Source organism: Pontibacter sp. HSC-14F20 (assembly GCF_019599265.1).
Classification (GTDB): Bacteria; Bacteroidota; Bacteroidia; order Cytophagales; family Hymenobacteraceae; genus Pontibacter.
In genome coordinates, this window is sequence record NZ_JAHZTC010000012.1 from 103,469 (window position 1) to 127,555 (window position 24,087).

Annotated in this window: 16 protein-coding genes; 14 read left to right on the forward strand and 2 right to left on the reverse strand. The window is 50.3% G+C overall.

The genetic code is table 11. The features are described from left to right. Positions 1-128: 128 nt before the first annotated feature. Together K3G39_RS13110 and K3G39_RS13115 are read right to left on the reverse strand one after the other, a co-directional pair. A complete protein-coding gene (locus tag K3G39_RS13110) occupies positions 129-473 on the reverse strand; it encodes a hypothetical protein (RefSeq protein WP_220626613.1) in 345 nt (114 codons plus the stop codon). Between the two features lie 93 nt (positions 474-566). Then, on the reverse strand, positions 567-1,526 hold the full coding sequence (locus K3G39_RS13115) for a DUF3078 domain-containing protein (RefSeq protein ID WP_220626614.1): 960 nt from the start codon (positions 1,524-1,526) through the stop codon (positions 567-569). A 199-nt stretch (positions 1,527-1,725) separates the two neighbouring features. On the opposite strand from K3G39_RS13115, the gene K3G39_RS13120 reads away from it, so the two are divergent. The 14 genes from K3G39_RS13120 to sprA all read left to right on the forward strand — a co-directional run bounded on the left by K3G39_RS13120 (position 1,726) and on the right by sprA (position 24,060). Further along, complete coding sequence (locus tag K3G39_RS13120; RefSeq protein ID WP_220626615.1) at positions 1,726-2,508, forward strand: enoyl-CoA hydratase/isomerase family protein; 783 nt, start codon at positions 1,726-1,728, stop codon at positions 2,506-2,508. Positions 2,509-2,611: 103 nt separating this feature from the next. Further along, positions 2,612-4,105 carry a lipopolysaccharide biosynthesis protein gene (locus tag K3G39_RS13125; protein WP_220626616.1) on the forward strand — a complete coding sequence of 498 codons (1,494 nt, stop codon included), beginning with the start codon at positions 2,612-2,614 and terminating at the stop codon, positions 4,103-4,105. A 16-nt stretch (positions 4,106-4,121) separates the two neighbouring features. Continuing rightward, on the forward strand, positions 4,122-4,571 hold the full coding sequence (gene dut / locus K3G39_RS13130; RefSeq protein WP_220626617.1) for a dUTP diphosphatase: 450 nt from the start codon (positions 4,122-4,124) through the stop codon (positions 4,569-4,571). A 152-nt stretch (positions 4,572-4,723) separates the two neighbouring features. Continuing rightward, entirely contained in the window at positions 4,724-5,731 is a 1,008-nt protein-coding gene (locus tag K3G39_RS13135; RefSeq protein WP_220626618.1) for a sugar phosphate nucleotidyltransferase, read from the forward strand. A 12-nt stretch (positions 5,732-5,743) separates the two neighbouring features. Continuing rightward, complete coding sequence (locus tag K3G39_RS13140) at positions 5,744-7,516, forward strand: tetratricopeptide repeat protein (protein WP_255594313.1); 1,773 nt, start codon at positions 5,744-5,746, stop codon at positions 7,514-7,516. Continuing rightward, positions 7,509-8,252 (forward strand): DUF4292 domain-containing protein, encoded by a 744-nt coding sequence (locus K3G39_RS13145; protein WP_220626619.1) that lies wholly within the window; start codon positions 7,509-7,511, stop codon positions 8,250-8,252. The genes K3G39_RS13140 and K3G39_RS13145 overlap by 8 nt, the downstream gene beginning before the upstream one ends. An 83-nt stretch (positions 8,253-8,335) precedes the next feature. Continuing rightward, positions 8,336-9,571, forward strand: a complete 1,236-nt coding sequence (locus K3G39_RS13150) for a murein hydrolase activator EnvC (RefSeq protein WP_220626620.1) — start codon at positions 8,336-8,338, stop codon at positions 9,569-9,571. A 735-nt stretch (positions 9,572-10,306) separates the two neighbouring features. After that, positions 10,307-10,516, forward strand: a complete 210-nt coding sequence (locus tag K3G39_RS13155) for a twin-arginine translocase TatA/TatE family subunit (RefSeq protein WP_101446552.1) — start codon at positions 10,307-10,309, stop codon at positions 10,514-10,516. A gap of 18 nt (positions 10,517-10,534) precedes the next feature. Next, positions 10,535-10,747: a twin-arginine translocase TatA/TatE family subunit gene (locus K3G39_RS13160; protein WP_220626621.1), complete on the forward strand. Its 213-nt coding sequence runs from the start codon at positions 10,535-10,537 to the stop codon at positions 10,745-10,747. A gap of 1 nt (position 10,748) precedes the next feature. Then, positions 10,749-12,185, forward strand: a complete 1,437-nt coding sequence (gatA, locus tag K3G39_RS13165) for an Asp-tRNA(Asn)/Glu-tRNA(Gln) amidotransferase subunit GatA (RefSeq protein ID WP_220626622.1) — start codon at positions 10,749-10,751, stop codon at positions 12,183-12,185. Between the two features lie 6 nt (positions 12,186-12,191). Continuing rightward, positions 12,192-13,694, forward strand: coding sequence for a lytic transglycosylase domain-containing protein (locus K3G39_RS13170; RefSeq protein ID WP_220626623.1), 1,503 nt, complete (start codon positions 12,192-12,194; stop codon positions 13,692-13,694). Positions 13,695-13,989: 295 nt separating this feature from the next. Continuing rightward, positions 13,990-16,263: an NADP-dependent malic enzyme gene (locus tag K3G39_RS13175; RefSeq protein WP_220626624.1), complete on the forward strand. Its 2,274-nt coding sequence runs from the start codon at positions 13,990-13,992 to the stop codon at positions 16,261-16,263. After that, complete coding sequence (ruvA, locus tag K3G39_RS13180; protein ID WP_220626625.1) at positions 16,264-16,857, forward strand: Holliday junction branch migration protein RuvA; 594 nt, start codon at positions 16,264-16,266, stop codon at positions 16,855-16,857. 72 nt (positions 16,858-16,929) lie between these two features. After that, a complete protein-coding gene (sprA, locus tag K3G39_RS13185; RefSeq protein WP_220626626.1) occupies positions 16,930-24,060 on the forward strand; it encodes a cell surface protein SprA in 7,131 nt (2,376 codons plus the stop codon). The last annotated feature ends 27 nt before the right edge of the window (positions 24,061-24,087 follow it).

The following is a 24,087-nucleotide window of genomic DNA, read 5'->3' on the forward strand; positions in this document are numbered from 1 at the left end:
TACCTGAGGTATAAATTTCATACAGCGCTATACCTATCCCAATACTGACAGCACCATATAGAAGCACAAAAAAAGCCCTGCCTGTTAAATTACAGGCAGGGCTTTTTTGTGCTTTTAGAAGAAGCTAATTATAATGACATCCGGGCCAGACGACGTTTGTCGCGCTTGTGCTTGCGGTGCATCTCTTTCTCTTTTTTCAGAATGGCTTCCATGCGTTTGCTTCCCTTGATGCGGTCCTTGGTGAAGCGGGTACGGTTTGAATTTTCATAAGCATTCCAGCGAGCATCCATACCGGCAGCGCGGGTACCAACGGCATCAACAGTAGTACCTTTTTCCTGCACTCTGGCAGTACCCCAGTACTCATCTTTCCCAGCGTTCAGCGAAGTGCTCGAAGAACTGGAAGTCTGTGCCATCGCATCGGACACAAACAGCAGGATAGCTAAAGAAAACAGTAATGATATGGCTTTTTTCATAAATCCACTTTTGATAATGTATCTATACAACGTACATTATACGCTAAAGTATACATTTTTAGTGAATAACACGAAGTGGTGGAAAAAAGTTTACTATTCAAATTTGTAAGAAAGTCCTATTCCCATAGTTTCTTTTAGCTGCAAACGAGGACCTTTCCCATCCATTGTGCCATCTCCGCTGCGGTCTATATCGATCAAAATATCATCGTCGTAGATCATGTGCAGGAAGAGACTGGCTGACAAAAATTTGTTCACCTTAAAGTTTACCAAATTCTCCCAGCTCACATCAATATTCTTCGCGTTGCGCAGGTAATTGGAGAACAAGTCGGCTTTTGATTGCAGGGTCACATTCTTAAAAATCTCATCTTTGAAGCGCACATTCACAAACCCACCAAACTCTTCACGGAAACGCTCCCCGGTACCAGGTATAAGATTCCCCTCTAGGTCGCGCTGGGCTGGCTCCACCCCGAATGCCCCATAGTCGGCCATGCGCTGGTTGAGCACTGCCGTGAACTTGCCAGTAAAAGGAGAAATGAAGATCGAAAGTTTGGGATTGGGTTTGTAGTCCATACCGATGGAGGCCAGCATAAAAGCGGGTGCCATAAAGTTGGAAACCACCGAATCACGCTCAGGGGTATAGGTCGGGCTGATTTGGGTGCGGGTGTTCAGCTGCACGGTATAAAACCATTTGCTCGAAGCCTGACGTCCATACTTTAAATTCAGCTCCAGGCGGTCGTCGCTTTTGCGCAGGCGCTGATCCTGCAGTTTTACAGTGCCGTAAGTCAGATCGAGGGTATTGTTCCAGGTATTTTTGCCTTTTTTATAATTACCGTATAGGTTCAGGATACCCAATACCGAGAACGAACTCTGGCCTCCGGCTGCCCAGTTGCTGAGACTCACCTGGCTGAAATTGACTGTACCGGCTCCGCCAAAGTTCCAGATATTTTGCACTGCTGCTGTATCAGCCGGTGTGTCTTGGGCGGAAGCGGCGGATAAGGTAAAATGTGTCAGCAAGAAAAAGAGCGTAAAAATGCGCAAGGAGGCCTTAAACATGAAAATAAGGTATAAAGTGAGCGTAATACGTTTAAAAATTGCGCAAATATAACAAATCAGCACCGGAGGAAAGAATCAGGTATGAAACTTTGGAGGATTGGCATTTGAACTGGACCATTGCCAGATTGCATTTTAGGGATTTAAGCAAATCACTGCTATATTTGCTGCTGTTATCTAAACACCCATACAGCATTAAACTATGTCTTTATACGAAAACCTGCTGCTCAACCTTGACAACGGCATTCTGGTCATCACGATAAACCGTGCAGATAAACTCAATGCCCTCAACATCGATACCATCAAGGAGATAAAAGCTGCCATACAGCAAGTCTATGACGACCCTGCTGTAAAGGGGGCTATATTTACTGGTGCTGGTGAGAAAGCCTTTGTGGCAGGTGCTGACATTTCGGAGATCTCAGAACTGAGCAATGTGAATGCCCGCGGATTTGCGGAGCGCGGACAGGAGGTTTTCAGTATGATCGAACGTTGCACCAAGCCCGTAATTGCTGCAGTAAATGGTTTTGCATTGGGTGGAGGTTGCGAACTTGCCATGGCCTGCCACATGCGCGTTGCCAGCGAAGTGGCCCGTTTTGGTCAGCCCGAAGTAAACCTGGGCCTTATACCTGGCTATGGCGGCACACAGCGCCTGACCCAACTTATCGGCAAAGGTAAAGCTATGGAACTGATGATGACCGCCGATATGATTGGCGCTAACGAAGCCAAAGCGCTCGGTCTGGTAAACCACGTGGTGCCAGCCGCAGAGTTGATGCCGAAGTGTATGGAAATCATGACCAAGATTCTGTCCAAGGCGCCACTGGCCATCGGCCTGGTAATCGACTGTGTGAATGCCGTGTACGATAAGGATGAAGATGGCTACCAGACAGAGGCGAATTCGTTTGCCCGCTGCTGCTCATCAGAAGATTTTGTGGAAGGAACGAACGCATTCCTCGAGAAACGCAAGCCCGTATTCAAAGGCGCTTAATTTTACACCTCCTGCAACGCGCTATACCTATCATAAAAGGCAGGTATAGCGCGTTCTGTCTTTTTCAGCTGATACCTATACCTCCCTGCCCTAAAACAAACGCATGAGCATTGCCAAAAAACTGGTCGGGCAAACGGCTGCCTACGGACTGAGCAGCATCGTGGGCCGCGCCCTCAACTACCTGCTCGTACCGGTATATACCCGTGTGTTCCTGCCAGAGGAGTATGGGGTGGTCTCCTACCTGTATGCTTTTGTGGCTTTTTTCAACGTGGTGTATACCTACGGCATGGAGACGGCTTTTTTCCGATTTGCCAATAAACCTGAGCAAGACCCCAAAACGGTTTATAACCGGGTGCTGAGCGCCATTCTGGCCAGCAGCACGATTCTCACAGGTATACTGCTTCTATTTTCACAGCAAATTGCAGATTACATCGGGTACCCGGAGCATCGGGAATACATTATCTGGCTGGCGCTGGTGCTGGCGATCGATGCGCTGGTGGCCATACCTTTTGCCTGGCTCCGGCATCAGAACAAAGCTATTAAGTTTGCCTCCATCAAACTGTCCAACATTCTGTTAACGGTGGGTGCCAATTTGTTTTTCCTGGTACTGTTGCGGCACATCTATGAAGGTCAATACCTACAGAGCCTGCAACCGCTAACCGCATACCTGTACAATCCGAATTTTGGAGTCGGCTATATCTTTGTGATTAACCTAGTGGCCAATGCACTGCTGTTGCCTATGCTGTGGAAGGAGCTGCGCATTTTCCGCTTCAGGCTGGATGTAGAGCAACTCAAACCTATGCTGCGCTATGCTTGGCCACTCATGTTTATGGGCCTGGCAGGTATGGTCAATGAAGTGATCGACCGGATACTTTTAGAGCGCTACCTGCCCGAAGGTTTCTATCCGGGCACCAGCAACATGGCGGCAGTAGGTATATACAGCGCCTGCTACAAGCTTGCCATCTTCATGACGCTCACTATACAGGCTTTCCGTTATGCTGCTGAACCTTTCTTTTTCTCGCAGTCAAAGGAGAAAGACTCTCCTCAGGCCTTTGCCCTGGTGATGAAATGGTTTGTGATCGCTTGCGCCTTCATTTATCTCTTTATCTCGACTAATCTGGAAGACTTCGCCTTGCTAATCGGCCCCGAATACCACGAGGGCCTGATGGTGGTGCCAGTGCTGTTGCTGGCCAATCTGTTCCTAGGAATCTACTACAACCTGACCGTATGGTTTAAGCTGACAGACAAAACCCATTTCGGCACCTACATCAGTTTTGGAGGCGCCGCTGTTACCATTGTTTTAAACTTGCTTCTTATACCTGTGTTGGGGTACATGGGCTCAGCCATTGCCACGCTCTTTTGCTATGCAGGTATGGCACTGGCGACATACCTATTGGGCAATGTGCACTACCCGATCCCATACCCTGTCAAAACCATTTTAGGCTATATCGCGCTGGCAACGGTATTGGTAGCAGTAGCCTTTTTTATACCTGTCGAGAACTTCTGGCTGCGCCATGCATACCACCTGTCGCTCTCAGGCGTCTTCCTGGCGGTGGTCTGGTTCAGGGAGCGGGCGTACTTTCTAACTAAAAAATAATCTTTATCTTTAATAGATGAACACAACGAACTTACCGGTTAAAGTCATTAACCAATCAAAGCATGCGCTCCCTTCTTACCAAACGGAGCACTCGGCAGGAATGGACCTGCGTGCCAACCTGGAAGCACCCATTACGCTAAAGCCACTGCAGCGCGCCCTTATACCTACCGGTCTTTTCATTGAACTGCCCGAAGGACACGAGGCGCAGATCAGACCACGCAGCGGACTGGCGTATAAACACGGCATTTCCATTGTGAACAGCCCCGGCACTATTGATGCCGACTATCGTGGTGAGATTAAGGTGCTGCTCGTTAACCTGTCGGACCAGGACTTTGTGGTAGAGGATGGCGAACGTGTCGCCCAAATGGTGGTAGCACGTTATGAGCGTGTGGGATGGGCGCAAGCGGAGGTGTTGACAGACACCGAGCGCGGCGCAGGCGGCTACGGAAGCACGGGCACTAAGTAACCGCAGCTTAACCATCAATACAAGGTATAGCCAGCCTTTTTCTTCTTTTTGGAAAGGGCTTAAACCAAACATTCAAAATACAGTATTAATCAAAACCAATAGTGGCCGGGCTCCTCGTCTGGCTACATTTTTCAATCCATAAACTAGCAGCTATGAGGATTATTGTACCTATGGCAGGTATGGGCAAGCGTATGCGCCCACACACACTTACTGTTCCTAAACCACTTATACCTATTGCAGGCAAGCCGATCGTGCAGCGCCTGGTAGAAGATATTGCCAAAGTATGCCACGAGCCGATCGAGGAAGTGGCTTTCATAATCGGTCACTTTGGTGAGGCCGTGGAGCGCGACCTGAAAGCAATCGCCGAGTCAGTAGGCGCCAAGTGCAGCATTTTTTACCAGGAAGAAGCCCTGGGAACAGCACACGCCATCATGTGCGCGCAGGACTCGCTGGAAGGCAAGGTAGTCGTGGCTTTTGCCGACACCCTGTTCAAAGCCGACTTCCAGCTCGACACCAACGCCGACGGTACCATCTGGGTGCAGCGCGTAGAGGATCCGCGTCCTTACGGCGTGATCAAACTCAACAACAATAACGAGATCACCGACTTTGTAGAGAAGCCGCAGGAGTTTGTTTCGGACATGGCCATCATTGGCATCTACTTCTTTAAAGATGGTGCCTACCTGCGCAGCGAACTGCAGTACCTACTCGACAACGATATCAAAGACAAGGGCGAGTACCAGCTGACAAATGCGCTGGAGAACATGAAAAACAAAGGCACGAAATTTATTCCTGCCGTTATCTCCGAATGGCTCGATTGTGGCAATAAAAATGCAACTGTTTACACGAATCAACGCTATTTAGAGTATATCAAGGATGAGAAGGACCTGGTAGCCGCGTCGGCTGATATCCAGAACTCTGTCATCATTCCGCCCGTGTATATCGGAGAGAATGCCGTGATCCACAATTCAGTTGTAGGTCCGCACGTTTCTATTGGAGACAACACCAGCGTACTGGAGTCTATTTTGAGCAATTCCATCGTTCAGAAGGAGTCGACCATCAAAAACGGGAACATAGCAAACTCAATGGTAGGTAATTTTGTTTCCTATGAAGGCCGCCAGTCAGACCTGAGCATTGGCGACTACAACACGCTCAAAGATTAGCATACCCATTTTATGACCCGATTCAGAAACATTGTGCTCGCTACTTGCTGCCTTGCACTGGTCGCGACCGGCGAAAGCCAGGCCCAGTCTAAGAAGAAAAAAAAGAAGGGCAAGGAGAAGAGCGAGACGGAGCAGGTAGCCATACCTGTGCCGCAGCCCGAACCCAGCGAGCAGGAAAAGCTGCTGAGCGAGGCATTGTTTCTGGAGGGCATGAAATATTTCATGCTGGAAGATTATAAGCAGGCACTTAGCCAGTTTCAGAAAGCCTATGCTGTTACGCCCAGTAACGCAGCGCTTAACTACAAACTGGCCGAAACTTACATGCTGATGGAGAACCCCAAAGCGGGCCTAACATTTGCACAAGCCGCCATCGCCGGCGATAATCAGAACCCTTACTACTACCTGCTGCTCGCGCAGTTGCATGCCGAACAAAAGCAGTATACCGAGGCTGCTCAGGCTTACAACGACCTGATGCGCAACATACCTGATCAGGAGCAATATCTGTTCAGTTTGGCCGAGCTATACCTGGCACAGTCCAAGTACGACGATGCGCTGAAGACCTACGACCGGATCGAGAAAAAGTACGGAGCGCTGGAGCAGCTTTCCATGAACCGTCAGCAGATATACCTGCGCCAGAAAAATATTGGGAAAGCCCTTGCGGAAGGCGAAAAGCTAATTGCCTCCAACCCTACCGAGATTCGCTATCTGCTGGCCCAGGCCGAGTTGTACAATGCCAGTCAAAAGCCAGACATTGCCATTGAAACGCTCAACCGCGCCCTGCGCATCGAGCCAAACAACCCTTTTGCTCACCTGATGCTCTCGGACCTGCAACGTCAGAAGGGTAATTTACCGGAATCTGAAAAGCAGGTAAAAATCGCATTTGCCAGCACCGACCTCGATATCGACACCAAAGTACGTATTCTGGTTGATTTTATCCGGCAGCTGCCTAACCCCGCTATAGAAGGTATAGCCTTGGAGTTGGCGGACCTCACTATAGCGTCCCATCCCGAGGAAGCCAAGGCCTACGCGGTAGCTGGCGACCTGCAAACCATTACCGGCAAAAAAGACAAGGCCCGTGTCAACTACATCAAAGCTGTAAAACTGGACGACTCGCACTTCAAAATCTGGCAGCAGATCGTGCTGTTGGATGCTGAACTGGGGGAGTCCGGAGAATTGGTGAAGCACTCAGAGCAAGCACTGGAGTTATTCCCTAACCAAGCTGTTTTCTGGTTCTACAACGGCACCGGCCATTTGATTGAGAAGAATTTTGACCGGGCTGCTAAATCGCTGGAACATGGCAAACGACTTTCGGCAAGTGAGCCAGAGCTGGTAGCACAGTTTAATGCGCAGCTTGGAGATGCCTACAACTCCATAAAAGAGTATAAAAAATCGGATGAGGCGTATGAGGCGGTGCTTTCACACGACCCAGACAACGAACACGTACTTAATAACTACAGTTACTTTTTGTCGCTGCGTGGCGAGCAACTGCCCAAAGCCAAAGCCATGGCTGGCCGACTGGTAGAGCAACATCCTGCCAACCCCACTTACCTGGATACCTATGCCTGGGTGCTGTACAAGATGGAAGATTACGAGGGCGCCCTAAAATATCTCGAGCAAGCTATCGCTGTTTCTGAAGACGCCACCATTGTGGAACATTACGGCGACGTGCTGTTTAAGATGGGCAAACGCGATGAAGCAGTCAGACAGTGGGAAAAGGCCAAGCTTAAAGGGGAGGCATCCGCTTTCCTGGACAGAAAGATAAAAGAAAAGAAACTCTATGAATAAACAGCTCCTGCTATGCCTGCTGGGCATACTCCTGTTTTCCGCTTGCAAAAAAGAAACGATCCCTTCTACTGCCACCGCTGCCACTGAAACTGTTGGCAACGTCACTGTCCAGAATCTTGAATTCACTTACCTGAATGCCCGCGGCCAGCTCAAATTCGATGACAAAGGCCAGAGCACTTCGTCGGGTTATGCCCTTCGCATGCAAAAAGACAGCGTGATCTGGGTGTCGGTACTGCCGGGCTTAGGTATAGAAGCTGCCCGTATTAAGCTCACGCCCGACTCCGTATACCTGATGAACCGTATCCAGCGGGAGTATGTTGTTACTGATTATGCTTTTCTGAGCAAGCGCTTTAATGTAGCGCTCGACTTTCAGGTGGTGCAGGCCATTTTGCTTGGAAACTACCAGGCCAACGGCTCTGAAAAAGCCACCAACCAGGGACAGATGCAGCATGTGCAGCAACTGCGCCAAAACCTCCTCTTCGAGTATTTCATCAGCTCTGAAAATCTGAAACTGCAGCAGCTCAACGTGAAAGACCAGCTTTCCGGCAATAGCATTGTGGTGCAATATGAGAGTTTTCAGCCCTTGGGCGATGTCCCTTTTGCCTACAACATGCTGGCTCAGATTCTACAGTCGGGTCAGATATCTGACTTCAATCTAAGCCATACCAAGGTCACTGTTTCTGAGGATGTGCTGGAGTTTCCTTTCAGTGTTCCTTCTGGTTACAAGCGCCTTTAGTCGAATAAAATTTCCGGGCTTCTGGTTCGGGCCATTTAGTTTTACCATATTTGTAAGCTAAGTGTAGTATACCCCTATTTCTGATGAAGGCCCTTTACAAATCAGCCTTTTTCCTGATCGTCCTGCTGTTGCCGTTGGTTACACAAGCCCAGAAACAAAAATCGAAGGCACAGCTTGAGAAAGAGAAAAAGGAAAATCTAAACCGTATTAAAGAAGCAAATCGCATTCTGCAGCAGACCAAGGTGCAGAAGGAAGCTTCTATTGGCCAGCTCAACGCCATTCAGGAAAAAATTGCGGTACAGAAAGGCGTTATCAGCACCATCTCCCGGGAAATAAAGCTGCTCGAGTCGGGTATGAAAGAAACGGAAGGTATAGTAGGCGAACTGCAGGCCGACCTGGAAAGCCTGAAAGCCGAGTACGCCACCATGGTTTACGCCGCCTCCAAAACTGCCAACAGCTACAATAAACTCATGTTCGTGTTCGCTGCTGATTCCTTCAACCAAATGGTACGCCGACTACGTTACCTGCAGCAGTATTCTGAGGCCCGCAAGAAACAGGTAGAACAAATCAACAAGGTACAGGTAGCCCTGACCGGCCAGCTGCGCACCCTGGAATCACAGCGGGAAGAGAAACGTGGTCTGCTCGATAAGCAGATGCTGGAAAATAAAAATCTGGTAACGCTGCGCACCCAGCAGGATGGCATGATCCAAAAGCTCAGCAAGCAGGAGTCGCAACTTAAAAAAGAAGTGGCGCAACGCCAGCAAGCCGTCAGAAAGCTGGATAACCTCATAGCCGACATTGTGAAAGAGGAAATAGCCCGCGCCGCCCGCGCTGCCCGCGAAGAAGGTCGTGCCACCAGCGGAAGCTCCAGCAAAATCACCCTCACACCGGAAGCGGCACTTATCTCCTCATCTTTTGCGGGTAATCGCGGTCGCCTGGCCTGGCCCGTGGACCGTGGTTTTATTTCGCAGAAATTTGGCCGGCACAATCACCCGGTACTGAAAGGCGTAGTCATAGAAAACAGAGGAATTGATATTCAGACCGGTCAGGGAGAGCCTGCACGTGCTATTTTCGAAGGCAAAGTATTAACAGTAGCCAGTGTACCCGGCATGAACAATATTGTGATGGTGCAGCACGGTGAGTACTTTGTGGTTTATGCAAAACTGCGCACCGTGAGCGTAAAAGAAGGGCAGAATGTGAAGCAAAAAGACGTGATCGGCACGGTGTACACCGACTCAAACGGCACGACCGAATTGCAGTTCCAACTCTGGAAAAACAATACCAACCTGAACCCTGAAAGCTGGATCAGGCCAAAGTAGACCTCCTGTTATACCTGACATAAAAAAGCGCAGTGGACCATCTTATAAGATGCCCGCTGCGCTTTTTTAGCTTTCGATTTCTTGTAAGCTAATTTTCTATACCCCCTATAAAGAAAAAACACCCTACAAAGCAGGGTGCCTTTCCAAGCTATGAAAACAAACTTAAAATTATATTTAGACACTCTCTCCTATTCGGGAGGGCTGTGTTAAATTTCTAGGATTAATTTACAACCTTTTAATCACACTTGCAAACAGAAGATTAAAAAAACTTAATATTTAATTTTCTTCTTAACTTGCGATTTTGCTTTCCGCCTCTGCCAGGCGTTTCTATGCGATTCTGTTGTACAAGGCATATTACAAGTAGCTTGCCAAAAATAATAAAAACACTAAACAGCTTATTATCAGCTATAAAAGCAAATCCACAAGCATTCATTTTTCCCTATATCGGAAACTTTATTTTCATTTTGGGAAAAAGACCGATGTAAATCGGTTCGAAAAGATTCTGTTTGTAATAGAACCCTTAAATTTATTTGCCCCTCTATACGCCTCTTCCTATATGAAGTTGCAACTCACTTGCATCGTACCCTAATCACGACTGATGAACCACATGTTACCGTTCCCTATACCTGATTTCTCAAGGTTAATGACAGGTGACTAAACTAATGTTTCCAAATGTGGGTTTAATTAAAATATAAGCTTTATTTTTGCAGCAATTCATCTTAAAATTTTAAGAACATGGTACTTACCAACACACTAGCATTTATCCAGAACATTGGGGGCGGTTCGTTGATCCTGATCCTTGTGGTGATTCTGCTTCTTTTTGGAGCAAAGCGCATTCCAGAGCTTGCAAGAGGTCTGGGCCGTGGAATCCGTGAGTTCAAGGACGCCACCAACGAGATCAAAGACGATCTGGAAAAGTCGACAAAGGATACTCCTGTAAAGTAATTTCCGGCATAACGCTTTATGATACCTAGTGCAATTCTCCTCTTCCTGGCAGACCTGGGAGGAGGAGAAATTCTTGTTGTACTAACCGCAGTACTCCTGCTTTTTGGCGCCGATAAACTCCCAGGCATGGCACGTTCTGCCGGTCGCGGTCTCCGTAGCTTTAACGATGCCAAAAACGAAATCCAGAACGAGCTTGAACGCTCCATCAAGGACATAAAAAAGCCTGACTAGTTTGAAATCATACCACTCACTTCGTGACATTCGCAGCGATATTGCCAACGGGCAACTTTCGTGCAGACAGCTGGTAGAGCACTACCTTCATAATATAAAGCAGAAGCCTGAGCTAAACGCTTTCCTGGAGATATTCGAGGAAGAAGCATTTGCCCAGGCCGACGCTGTAGACAAGAAACTCGCCTCAGGCCATGCCGGCAAACTGGCAGGTATGGTAATCGGCCTTAAAGATGTACTGGCGTACGAAGGCCATAGCCTGCAGGCATCCAGCCAGATTCTGGACGGTTTTAAGTCGCTTTATACCGCTACGGCAGTACAGCGCCTGCTTGCTGAAGATGCTATTATCATTGGTCGCCAGAACTGTGACGAGTTTGCGATGGGAGCTTCTAACGAAAACTCTTCCTTTGGTCCCGTGCTCAACGCAGACGATACGACCCGCGTACCGGGTGGTTCGTCCGGAGGATCTGCCGTAGCCGTACAGGCTGACCTGTGCCTGGCTTCGATTGGTTCCGACACAGGTGGCTCTGTTCGCCAGCCAGCTTCTTTCTGCGGTGTGGTGGGTCTTAAGCCTACTTATTCGCGTATTTCCCGCTACGGCCTGATCGCCTATGCTTCTTCTTTCGACCAGATCGGTATCATTTCGAAGAGCGTAGAAGACGCAGCCCTACTGCTGGAAGTAATGGCTGGTAGTGACGAGTATGACAGCACTGTAAGTCACCGCCCGGTTCCGGCTTATAGCCAGATGCTGCAGACAGACAAGAAATACAAAATTGGCTATATCCGCGACTGCTTCGAAAGTGAGGGTCTGGACGCCGAGGTGAAAGAAAGCATCCTAGGCGTGAAAGACATGTTACAGGAGGCAGGCCACCAGGTAGAAGCCGTGGAGTTCCCATACCTGGATTACATGGTGCCGACTTATTATATTCTCACGACTGCCGAAGCCAGTTCTAACCTGGGTCGTTTTGACGGCGTGAAGTACGGCTACCGCAGCGAGAACGCAACCGACCTTACCTCCCTTTACAAAAAAACGCGTGCCGAGGGCTTCGGTCCGGAGGTGCAGCGCCGCATTATGCTGGGCACTTTTGTGCTGAGCGCCGACTACTATGACGCCTACTATACCAAGGCCCAGCGCGTACGCCGTCTCATAAAAGATAAGACGGATGAGTTGCTGCAACATTATGATTTTCTTATATTGCCTACTGCTCCTACTACGGCCTTCAGGCTAGAGGAGAATACGGCGAATCCGTTGGCTATGTACTTGGCTGACATCTTTACGGTTCAGGCCTCGCTTGCTGGTGTTCCTGCCATCTCTATTCCGGCAGGTCGCGATGCGAATGGCCTTTCCATCGGGTTGCAGTTAATGACCCGCTCATTTGAGGAGCCGCAACTGCTGGCTTTCTCGAATTACATACTGGACAAGCTAACCGTTGAAGCATAAATTATAATGACGCAGTTTAGACTCTTTACAGTACTTGCAGCACTGGTTGGAAGTATGTGGGCGATCCATGCCCAGGCTTTTGGCTATACGATCAGGTTCGAAAGACTCATAGAAGAGGATTCCTTAAAAAAACCACAGGCAGATACTACCTTCCTTTCAGATGAGGAACTGGCGCTGCTCGTGGAGTATATCCCCTATGAGCCCGACGAAGTGATTCAAGACAGGCTGAGCTGTATTGAGGCTGACATCCCTTTGGTATTCAATAAATTTGTGCGCAATCACATCGATTACTTTACTGTCCGTAACAGAAAATATACGCGCACCATGATCTCCCGTGAAAATGTGTATTTCCCGATCTACGAGAAGTACCTGAAGAAGTACAACATGCCGCAGGACATCAAGTACCTTTCCATTGTAGAGTCTGGCCTGAACCCGAAAGCGGCTTCATGGGCGGGTGCAGTTGGTCCCTGGCAGTTCATCAAATCCACGGGCAAAGAATACGGCCTGAACCAGGACCAGCACATCGATGAGCGCATGGATATCGAGAAATCCACGGATGCGGCTATGCGCTTTCTGAGCAGGCTATACCGCACGTATGGCGACTGGGAACTAGCCATGGCTGCCTACAACTGCGGTCAGGGCAACGTGAACAAAGCAATCAGGCGAGCAGGTGGCGGTAAAAAGACCTTTTGGGAAATTTACCCATACCTGCCCAGAGAAACCCGCAACTATATACCTTCTATGACGGCGGTGATCTATGCGATGAAGTATGCGCCGGAGCATAATATTTTCTCTGACTCTATTCTGTATGCAGCCGACTATACTCACCTGGATGTGAACCAGGCGCTGGATCTCGAAAAGCTGGCGGCTGAACTACACATAGACACGCTGGCTTTGCTGGCTCTGAACCCGGAGATCAAACAAGCAAAACTGCCAGCTACGACCCGCAATTACAAATTGCGCGTTCCGGCGCAGGCTGCATACCTGCTGGCTGCCGAACAGAGCTGCATTTTGCTCGCCGCTGCCCCTACGCCTCCTCCGGCCAAAAAGATTACTCCAGCAGAAGCACCGGTTATGCTGGCCTCTGCCACCACGCAGGAAGCGACCAAAGACAGCCTGGTACAAGCCACCTACATTGTACGCCGCGGCGATAACCTGTTTACAATTGCCCGCAGGCATGGCGTTACGATAGAAGACCTGAAGGAGTGGAATAAACTAGAAGGCTCCTCGATCAGAGTGCAGGACAAGCTACTGGTGTGGAAACCTGCTCCGGAAGTAAACACAGCCAAACTGGCTATGGCCACAGAGAAGCCAAAAGCCAATACAACACAAAAGCAGTCATCGGCCAAGAGCCAGGCCCAGGATCGTTTCATTTATCATGTACAGCCAGGCGACACACTCTGGACTATTTCCCAGCGACATGAAGGGGTGACAGTCGAAAAGATCAAGAAGCTGAACAAGCTCAAAAACAGCGCTATAAAACCGGGCCAGCAACTGATTCTGAGCTAGGCAGACAGGTATAAATCAAACGGAACACTCTTCTAACGGAAGGGTGTTTCGTCGTTTATACCCTCCCGATTATCCATTTATTGCAATAAGAGACAGTAGTCCATACCTGAATCTGAGCAGCCTGATAAAAAACAGGGTATTCTGCTAGATGCAGGTTATTCAGAATGTATCTTTGTCGATTACGACTTTGATAAACCATAAAATCTTATCAAATTGGCTTTAAGCTTCTGCCAGGTGCGGGAGCCGCAAAGTGCGAGGGAACAACTAAACACGAGACAACACAACAACGCATACCATGATCAAAGTAAACAAAGAGGACGCACTTAACTACCACATGCAGGGGCAACCCGGCAAAATAGAAGTAGTGCCGACCAAAATGCTGAGTACGCAGCATGACCTGGCTCTGGCTTACTCTCCTGGAGTAGCAGAGCCCTGCAAAGAAATAGCCGCTGACAAAGACAATGTATATAAGTATACTGCCAAGGGAAACCTGGTAGGTGTTATCTCCAACGGCACAGCCGTTCTCGGACTGGGCAATATCGGCCCGGATGCCTCAAAGCCTGTGATGGAAGGGAAAGGCGTGCTTTTTAAGAAGTTCGCAGGTATAGACGTGTTTGATATTGAAATCGACTGCACCGATCCGGAAGAATTCATCCGTATTGTAAAGTCGCTGGAACCAACGTTTGGCGGCATCAACCTGGAAGACATCAAAGCGCCGGAGAGCTTTAAGATAGAAAACGCCCTGAAGGAGCAGATGAACATTCCGCTCATGCACGACGACCAGCACGGCACAGCCATTATCTCTTCGGCAGCGCTGCTCAACGCACTGGAACTGGCAGGCAAAAGAATTGAAGATATCCAGATTGTAATAAATGGCGCGGGCGCTGCTGCTATCGCCTGTACCAAACTATATGTGGCCCTGGGTGCCAAGCTGGACAACATCGTGATGTTCGACAAGGATGGCATCATCCGTCCCGAACGCAACGACCTGGACATTTACAGAGCACAGTTTGTGACCCTGCGCAAGATAAACACACTGCCAGAAGCCATGGAAGGCGCTGATGTATTCATCGGACTCTCGGCCGGCAACGTGCTGGCACCAGAGTTGGTAAGGCTGATGGCCCCTAACCCGATCATTTTTGCACTGGCCAACCCGGACCCGGAGATTCCTTATGAGGTAGCCATGGAAACCCGCGATGATCTGATCATGGCAACCGGCCGCTCAGACCATCCGAACCAGGTAAACAACGTGCTTGGTTTCCCCTACATATTCAGAGGAGCCCTGGATGTACGCGCCACAGAAATCAACGAAGCGATGAAGCTGGCCGCTGTGCGTGCCCTGGCTGATCTCGCAAAAGAGCCCGTTCCGGAAATGGTGCACAAAGCCTACGGAGACAACACTATTTCATTTGGCCGTACCTACCTGATACCGAAGCCACTTGATCCGCGCCTGATTACAACGGTGTCGCCGGCAGTAGCCAAAGCAGCCATGGAGAGTGGTGTGGCCAAGCACCCGATCACCAATTGGGAAGCCTACGAACAGGAACTGCAGGAGCGTATCGGTATTGATCAGAAGCTGATGACACGCATTACCAACCAGGCGAAGAAAGATCCGAAGACGGTGGTGTTTGCGGAAGCAGATCATTATAAGATACTTAAAGCGGCTCAGATCGTAAAAGAACAGCGCATCGCGAACCCGATCCTGCTGGGCAACAAAGCCCGAATTGCCGCTATTATAGAAGAAACCAACCTCGACCTGCATGACTGCGTGATCATTGACACGTACGAAGAGGATGCCAAGCGGGAAGAATTTGCCCAACTGCTATATAAGAAACGTCAGCGCAAGGGGCTCACCCTGTTCGACAGCCGTCGCCAGATGCGTGACCGCAACTACTTTGGCGCCATGATGCTCGAAACAGGCGAAGCAGATGCGCTCATCTCAGGCCTTACGCGTGACTACTCCAAAACGATCCTGCCTTCGCTGCAGATTATCGGGGTGGAAGAAGGCATTAACAAAGTGGCAGGTATGTACATTATCCTGAGCAAAAAAGAGCCTTATTTCTTCGCTGATACCACAGTAAACGTAAACCCTACTGCCGACGAACTGGTAGACATTATTGGCCTGACCGCCCGTGCCGTGCGCTTCTTCGACACGGAGCCGCGCATGGCTGTATTGTCATACTCTAACTTCGGCTCCGTGCAGGGCGATATACCTAACAAAGGTGCTGAGGCAGTGCGCAAGGCGAAGCAGCGTTACCCGGACCTCATGATTGATGGTGAAATGCAGGCGAACACGGCCATGAACAAGAACCTGCTACGTGAACACTATCCATTTAGCGAACTGGCTGAAAAAGGAGCAAATACACTTGTTTTCCCGACACTTACTTCGGGTAACATCGCTTACAAACTGCTACAGGAAATAGGTGGTGCTGAGGCAATTGGCCCTGTGCTAATGGGTATGCGCAAACCGGTTCATATTCTGCAGTTGGGAAGCTCCATCCGCGAAATCGTTAACATGGTTTCCATTGCTGTCGTAGATGCTCAAAACTATAATAATAAACATATATAGATGATTGCGTACATTGATGGTAAGCTGGCTCTAAAAGATCCTACCTATGTCATTGTCGATGTCAATGGCATAGGTTATCAGATCAAAATTTCCCTCAACACGTATTCGTCACTGCCTGAGGGGGAGCGCTGCAAGCTGCATACTTACCTGCATATCAAAGAGGATGCCCATACCTTGTATGGCTTTACAACAGCCGCTGAGAAGGAGACATTTCTGCTTCTGATCTCAATTTCTGGGGTGGGGCCAAACACGGGCCTGATGATTTTATCGTCGCTGTCGGTGGATGAAGTGCAGCAGGCTATTGTGCGGGAAGATGTGCGTACCATTCAACATGTGAAGGGAATCGGAGCGAAAACTGCGCAGCGCATCATATTGGAATTAAAAGATAAAATAAAGAAAGAAACCATGCTGGCTGGTAGCACAGCAGTTCCCGTTTCCGCACACAATACGTCTCGTGCAGAAGCGTTATCAGCTTTAGTTACACTAGGCTTTGCTAAGAACGTGGCAGAGAAAACGCTTGATGCGATCATCAAGCGGGAAGACAGAAGCCTGAGCGTAGAGGAACTAATAAAATTTGCCTTAAAGTCTTCTTAATCGGTAGAGCCCAACTTGATCTGGAAAAGTAAAAAAAACAGCCTGCTGTTTGCAACGGTTGCTGCGATCACTATGCTGGCATGGTGGTCGCATGCCGAAGGAGTGCGTTCGCACAACAGGTATAGCACCCTGATTTTTTCAGATTTTTTCGTTCAGGATACCATTCCGCAGGACTCTGCCCGCTTACAGCCCTACATTCCGAGCCGTCGCCCGACATTTAAGCCGAGCGATCGCATTGGAAGCCCTTTCGGCACCCGCCCGAGCACTTCTCCCCTGCTGCTTGGTCAGCCCTCTAACATAGAACTCGAAATACAACTCGACGATAGCCTGCGGCAGTACAACATCAACGAGCGTATGGGTGAGTTGGATTATCGACTTCCCTCTACCATGTCGTGGGAAGAATATTCCCGCTACCAGCGCCAACAAGCCATCCGCGACTACTGGCGCAGTAAGTCAGCCGGACTGGATGGCGAAAGCGTAGTAAGTGGACGCCGCCTGGTACCGAAGATCTACATCAGCCCGGTATTTGACCGAGTGTTCGGAGGCAACTTTGTGGATATTCAGCCGAATGGTAACGTCAACCTGAAGTTCGGAGCCCGTTTCAACCGCAACGAAAACCCTTCTATACCTCTCCGGCAGCAACGCACCGGCGACTTTGATTTCGACCAGAACATTTCGCTCAACCTGGTGGGCAAGATCGGGGAGAAAATGCGCCTCAACTTTAACTGGGACAACAACGCCAACTTCGAGTTCGAAAACAACATGAAGCTGGACTATACTGGCTTCGAGGAGGAAATCATTCGTAAGGTAGAGGCTGGTAATGTGAGTCTGCCACTTAACAACTCTTTGATCACGGGCGCACAGAATCTGTTTGGTTTAAAAACACAATTGCAGTTCGGCCGCCTGGGCGTGACGACGATTGCCGCTAACGTGCGTGGCCGTAACGACGAGGTAGTGATCCAGAACGGAGCACAGAACAAGCCTTTTGAGATACGAGCCGACAGTTACGACCGCGACCGCCACTTCTTCCTGTCACAGTTCTTCCGCGGTAGGTATGACAAAACGCTGCAGAACCTGCCGCTGGTAAACTCCGGCATCGTGATTCGCCGTCTGGAGCTATACGTAACCAACAACAACCGCAGCACCGAAAACCTGCGCAACATGGTCGCCTACATGGACTTAGGCGAAGCCGATCCATTTAGAAATCAGTTTGAGCGCAACCCGTTAGCCCCGGCCGCTAACAACGCCAACGCACTGTATAGCCTGATCAACACTAACCCGCAGGCCCGCAACAACGACCAGGTAGATACATACCTAAACAGCTTGGGCCTACAGAAAGCTATTGATTTTGAGCACGTGCGCGCCCGCAGGCTGGACCCGCGTGAGTATAAGTTCAACCAGCAGTTGGGCTATATTTCCCTGACCACCGCCCTGCTGCCCGACCAGGTGCTGGGCGTCGCTTTTGAGTATACCTACAACGGCCAGACCTACAAAGTGGGCGAGTTGATGGAGGACTACCAGAACCTGCGAGATGACCAGGTGATTCACATGAAGTTGCTGAAGGCGACCAATCCGGCACTGGAATACCCAACCTGGGACTTGATGATGAAAAACGTCTACAGTCTGGACGCGACACAGGTAAACCGCCAGAATTTCCAGCTGCAGATCGTTTACAAAGACGACGAGACTGGCGTTGACATCACCAGCTTAAAAGAGCCGAGCCCGATCCAGAACATCCCGCTGATCGAAGTACTCAACCTTGATAATGTCAACACGAACAATGACAAACCCCGCGACGGTAACTTCGACTTCCTGGAAGGTATAACCATTGACCCTGAAACAGGGCGCATCATCTTTCCGGTAGTAGAACCTTTTGGCTCATACCTGGCTAATCAATTCGAAGGGCGGCAGGACCTGATTGAACGCTACGTTTTCCAAGAACTCTACGAACAAACTCAAACAGACGCGCAGCAGAACACACTGAAAGCAAAGTTCTTTCTCAAAGGCCGCTTTCAAGCCAGTTCCACCGATGAAATTATGCTGCCGGGCTTCCGAATTGCCGAAGGTTCTGTGGCGGTATACTCCGGTGGCACGCGCCTCGAAGAAGGCACCGACTACCAGGTATTCTATGACCTTGGTCGCATCAAAATACTGAACCCGAGTTACATTGCTTCGGCCAGCGACCTGCGCGTGACGTACGAAAAGGCCGAACTGCTTAACATACAACCCCGCACCATGCTGGGCGCCCGATTCGACTACCGCGTAAACAACGACCTGAACCTGGGCGGTACGGTGCTGCACCTTAACGAGCGGCCGTACATTAACCGCGTGAGCATCGGCGACGAACCTACCAACAATACAATTTACGGGCTGGATGTGAATTTTAACCGGGAGTCGCGCTTCCTGACGAAGATGACGGACATGATTCCGTTCATTCAGACAAAAGTACCGTCGAGCGTGACTTTCAGCGGCGAGTTTGCACACTTGGTGCCCTCCGCGTCCAAGTCGCCGGTGAACGAAGATGGCACCTCATACCTGGATGACTTTGAAGGCGCTGAAACTCCATTTAGTCTGGGAGGCTTTAACAATACCACTTGGCGACTAGCGGCCACTCCTGCCCCATTAGCGCAGGGAGAAGGCCTGGAATATGCCTACAACCGTGCCCGTGTAGCCTGGTATACCATCGACCAGATTTTCTACCGCGACAGCGAAGGCCTGCGCCCGAGCAACATCGGCGACGAGGAACTCAAGAACCACTATGTACGACCTGTTCAACGGTATGAGGTATTCCCGGGCCGCGATCGTGAGATAGCCAACGCCTACGAGTATACCTTCGATGTGGCCTACTACCCGCAGGAGCGCGGGCAGTACAACTACAATCCGAACCTGGATGGACAGGGTAGACTACAGAACGATCCGCGCAAGAACTGGGGCGGTATCAGCCGGGAGATTACTTTCGACACAGACTTTGACAATGCCAACGTAGAGTATGTGGAATTCTGGCTGATGGACCCTTTCCTGACCGGACCAAATGGACGCAAAGACTCGAACGGCAACCCGATAGCGAGCAACGATGGTGGTGAACTGGTGATCAACCTGGGTAACGTGTCGGAAGATATCCTAAAAGACAACCGCTACGCATTTGAGAACGGCTTACCGACCTCCGCTACCGATAACCAGAATATGCAGACCACAGAATGGGGACGCGTCACCACGCAGCAGTTTCTGACGGATGCTTTTTCGGCTGTACCGGGCGCCCGCGGTTTCCAGGACATCGGTCTGGATGGTTTAGGAGACAACGCAGAACGTGAGTTTTTCCAGAACACCTTCCTGGGCCGTATACCTGGCGGAGCACCGCAAACCGTCCTATCTGACCCTTCTGCTGACAACTTCCTGCACCACCTCGATGAGGCTTATGACCAGCAGAATGCCGGCATCCTGGAGCGTTACAAACGCTTCAACGGCATGGAAGGCAACTCGCCGGAACAGAGCCGCTTTTCTAACTATGCTTTCCCTGACAAAGAAGACCTGAACCGCGACAACGTGATCAGTGACCTGGAGCAGTACTACGAGTACAAGATCAAACTGCAGCCAGGCGGTATGAGCGTGGGCGAAAACTACATCGTAGACAAGATCGTGGATACTAAAACCGGTGACAACGTAACCTGGTACCAGTTCCGGGTCCCGGTGCGCCAGCCAACGGGCAATGTGGGTAACATCAGTGGTTTCAAATCGATCCGCTTCATGCGTATGTATATGACGGAGTTCGCCGACCCGGTGGTGCTCCGTTTTGTGCAGTTCCAGTTTGTGGCCAACCAGTGGCGTACTTTCCTGCAGCCAATCACCGACGGCAACCCTTGCCTGAACTGTACCGACGATGCCCGATCTTTTACCGTGTCTACCGTGAACATAGAAGAGAACAGCGAAACAGGCAACGACGAAACGATCATCCCTTATGTGATGCCTCCAGGTATAGAGCGTCTGCGCGATTATGCTGCCACTAATAACCGTCGGCAGAACGAGCAGGCAATGCAGTTGTGTGTCGAGGATCTGAAAGATTCTTTCTCTAAGGCAGTTTACAAGAACCTGTCGATTGACATGCTGATCTACAAGCGCCTCAAACTGTTCCTACATGCCCAAACCCGCGACCCGAACACCCGCGACGATGATGTGCAGGCTTTTGTCAGAATAGGTACAGACTATACCCAAAACTACTACGAGTACGTGGTGCCGCTTAAACTAACACCACTGGGCACCACCAGCCGCGAAGGCATCTGGCTTGCCGAAAACGAAGTGGACGTTGCCCTGGAGGATTTTGTAAATGCCAAAGTAGAGCGAAACAAAACTGCCGGAGGCTGGGACAACCGCCGTCCTTTTGAGGTGATGCTCGAAGGTGGCAAGATGATACGCGTGGTGGGTAACCCGGATTTCAGTGAGGTGCAAAGTGTGATGATTGGTCTGCGTAACCCAACCGTACCGGGCGAAGATGCCCGTCCGCAATCGGTTTGCGTGTGGGTGAACGAACTGCGTGTAACAGACTTCCGGAATAACTCCGGCTGGGCTGCCAATGCCCGCCTCAACACCAAACTGGCCGACTTTGCCAACATCACAGCAACAGGCAGCTATACGACCATTGGTTTTGGATCACTGCAGCAGAAAATTGCGCAACGAGCCCGAGAAAACACAGCCATATTTGATGTAAGCGCCAACATTGTGGCCGATAAGTTCCTGCCCGAAAAGCTAGGTATAAAAGTGCCGGTATCGGTGCAGTATGGCACCATGAACAGCGCTCCGCAGTTTGACCCACTCGACAAGGACGTGCCACTGGAGCAGTCGCTGACAAGGTATGAGACAGATGAAACGCAGCGGGAGTACAGGCGTGAAGTAAGTACCAGAGAAACCCGGAAAAGCGTGAGTTTGCTGAACGTGCGGAAAGAACGCACCAATCCGGAGGCCAAGGTGCGCCCATATGACGTCGAAAACCTGTCCTTCTCGTACTCCTATGCCGAGCGCCTATTCACCAACATCGAGACCGACCGCGACTTTACCCGCACCTATACCGGAGCGGTGGCCTATACCTATACCAACACGCCGCGCAACTATGAGTTGTTTGCTAAAAGCGAGCGCCTCAAGTCGCCGTACATGCGCCTGATCAAAGATCTGAACTTTACGCCGCTGCCAAGCCGTTTTGCCTTCCGCGCCGACCTCGACCGCAGGTATAACGAGACTTTCCTGCAGCGCCGCGATCCGGGTTCGGGCCTGATCACCTCCAGAGGTATAGAACCTACGTTCCAGAAGTACTTCTTCTTCAACCGTATTTATGACCTCAAGTGGGACATCAGCAAGAGCCTGTCGCTGGACTATACTGCCACCAACCGTGCTGTAGTAGACGAGCCGGACTACCGCATTAACCGCGATGTGGACTCGCTGCGCTACAAGAACAAAGTAATTTGGGACAACCTGCGCAATTTTGGGCGTAACACAAACTATAATCAGTTGGTGGCGGCCAACTACAAGGTGCCGTTTGACAAATTCCCACTTACCGACTGGTTGGGCGCCGAAACCCGCTATGCCGTTACCTACATCTGGACGGCCGGCTCTACGGCCCTGAACGAGGATGCCTCTTTCCGCTTGGGTAACACTGCCGAGAATAGTACCGAGTTTAGCGTAAATGGCCGATTTGACCTGGTGAAGCTCTACAACAAAGTGAAGTTCCTGAAAGAGGTGAACAGCCCGACACAGCCGCAAGCCGGACCACCGGTGCCTGCCCCAGGCGACAGCGTGGTACAGAAGCGATCTGAAATGAAACTTGCCAAGGGATTGGCCCGCTTCCTGATGATGACCCGCTCGGTGAACTTTACTTACCTGCAAAACCGGGGTACCATGATGCCGGGCTACCTGCCGCGCACCAAAATGCTTGGCTTTGACGATGGCTTCGATGCGCCGGGCCTGCCGTTTATATTAGGCCGTCAGTATGACCTGGATGACCTTTATAACCGCGCCTTTACCAACGGTTGGTATACTGACAGCAGCCAGTACCTGAACACGCCATTCAGTGGAATTGAAACAGAGACTTTTACGGCCAGGGCCAACATGGAGCCGTTCCGTAACTTTAACCTGCAGCTCGACGCCCGCCGCAACATGTCGGAGATACAGGAAGTGTTTTACCGCAAGCAGTTCGATGACTTCGGGAATATTGGCACTGTAAATGAGCGCCAGAACCCGATCAACACCGGCTCATTCAGCACATCCTTCTTTGCACTGGGTACTATTTTTGAGCCTACTGCAGACGGAACTTCGGCCGCTTTCGATAACTTTATCCGTAACCGCCACGAGATACGGGAGCGCCTCACCAATGCCAATGCAGCAGCCGGTGACTCAGGCTATACCTTAAACTCGCAGGATGTGCTCCTGCAGTCGTTTTTGTATGCTTACCAAGGGCGCAATGCGAGTGGCTTTAAGGCAAGTGGTGGCAATCCGTTCAAGCGACTGCCTATACCTAACTGGCGCATCGACTACAATGGCCTGTCGCAGTTGGAGTTCTTTAAACGCTGGTTCAGCCAGGTAAACCTCACGCACTCCTATAACTCGACTTACAACGTAACAAGCTTTACAACCTCGCTGGCTTACGAGAACAGCCCAGGCGACTACCCGACCCGCACCAATGAGTTTGGGCAGCTGATTCCGTACTACATCGTGAACCAACTGACGGTGCAGGAGCGACTGGAACTGTTGGGCGTAAACTTCCGGACGAACACCAACCTGACCGGTCGTTTAGGGTACAGGATAGAGCGCAACCTGTCGCTGAACCTGACCAACGCGCAGGTAACCGAAACCAACGTGAAGGACTATACCTTCGGCTTCGGGTATAGCACGACAAACTTCCGTATACCTTTCCGGATAGGCGGGGAGAAACGCACGCTGGAGAATGAACTAACTTTGCGTATGGACATGTCGGTGCGCGATAACCAGACCGTGCAGCGGGCCATTGCGCAGGACGACCAGGGCAACGAAATCAGCCAGAACCAGATCACCAATGGCACGCGTCAGCTGCAGTTGCGCCCAACTGTAGACTATGTGCTGAGCCAGCGCGTGAACATACAGTTCTACCTGCTGCGCACGGTGTCTGACCCTAAAATTTCGACCTCTTTCCGTAACAGTGTGTCAGAAGGGGGAGTACAGCTACGTGTTAGTCTGCAATAATTTTTAGCATTGCAAAAAAGAGCGTAT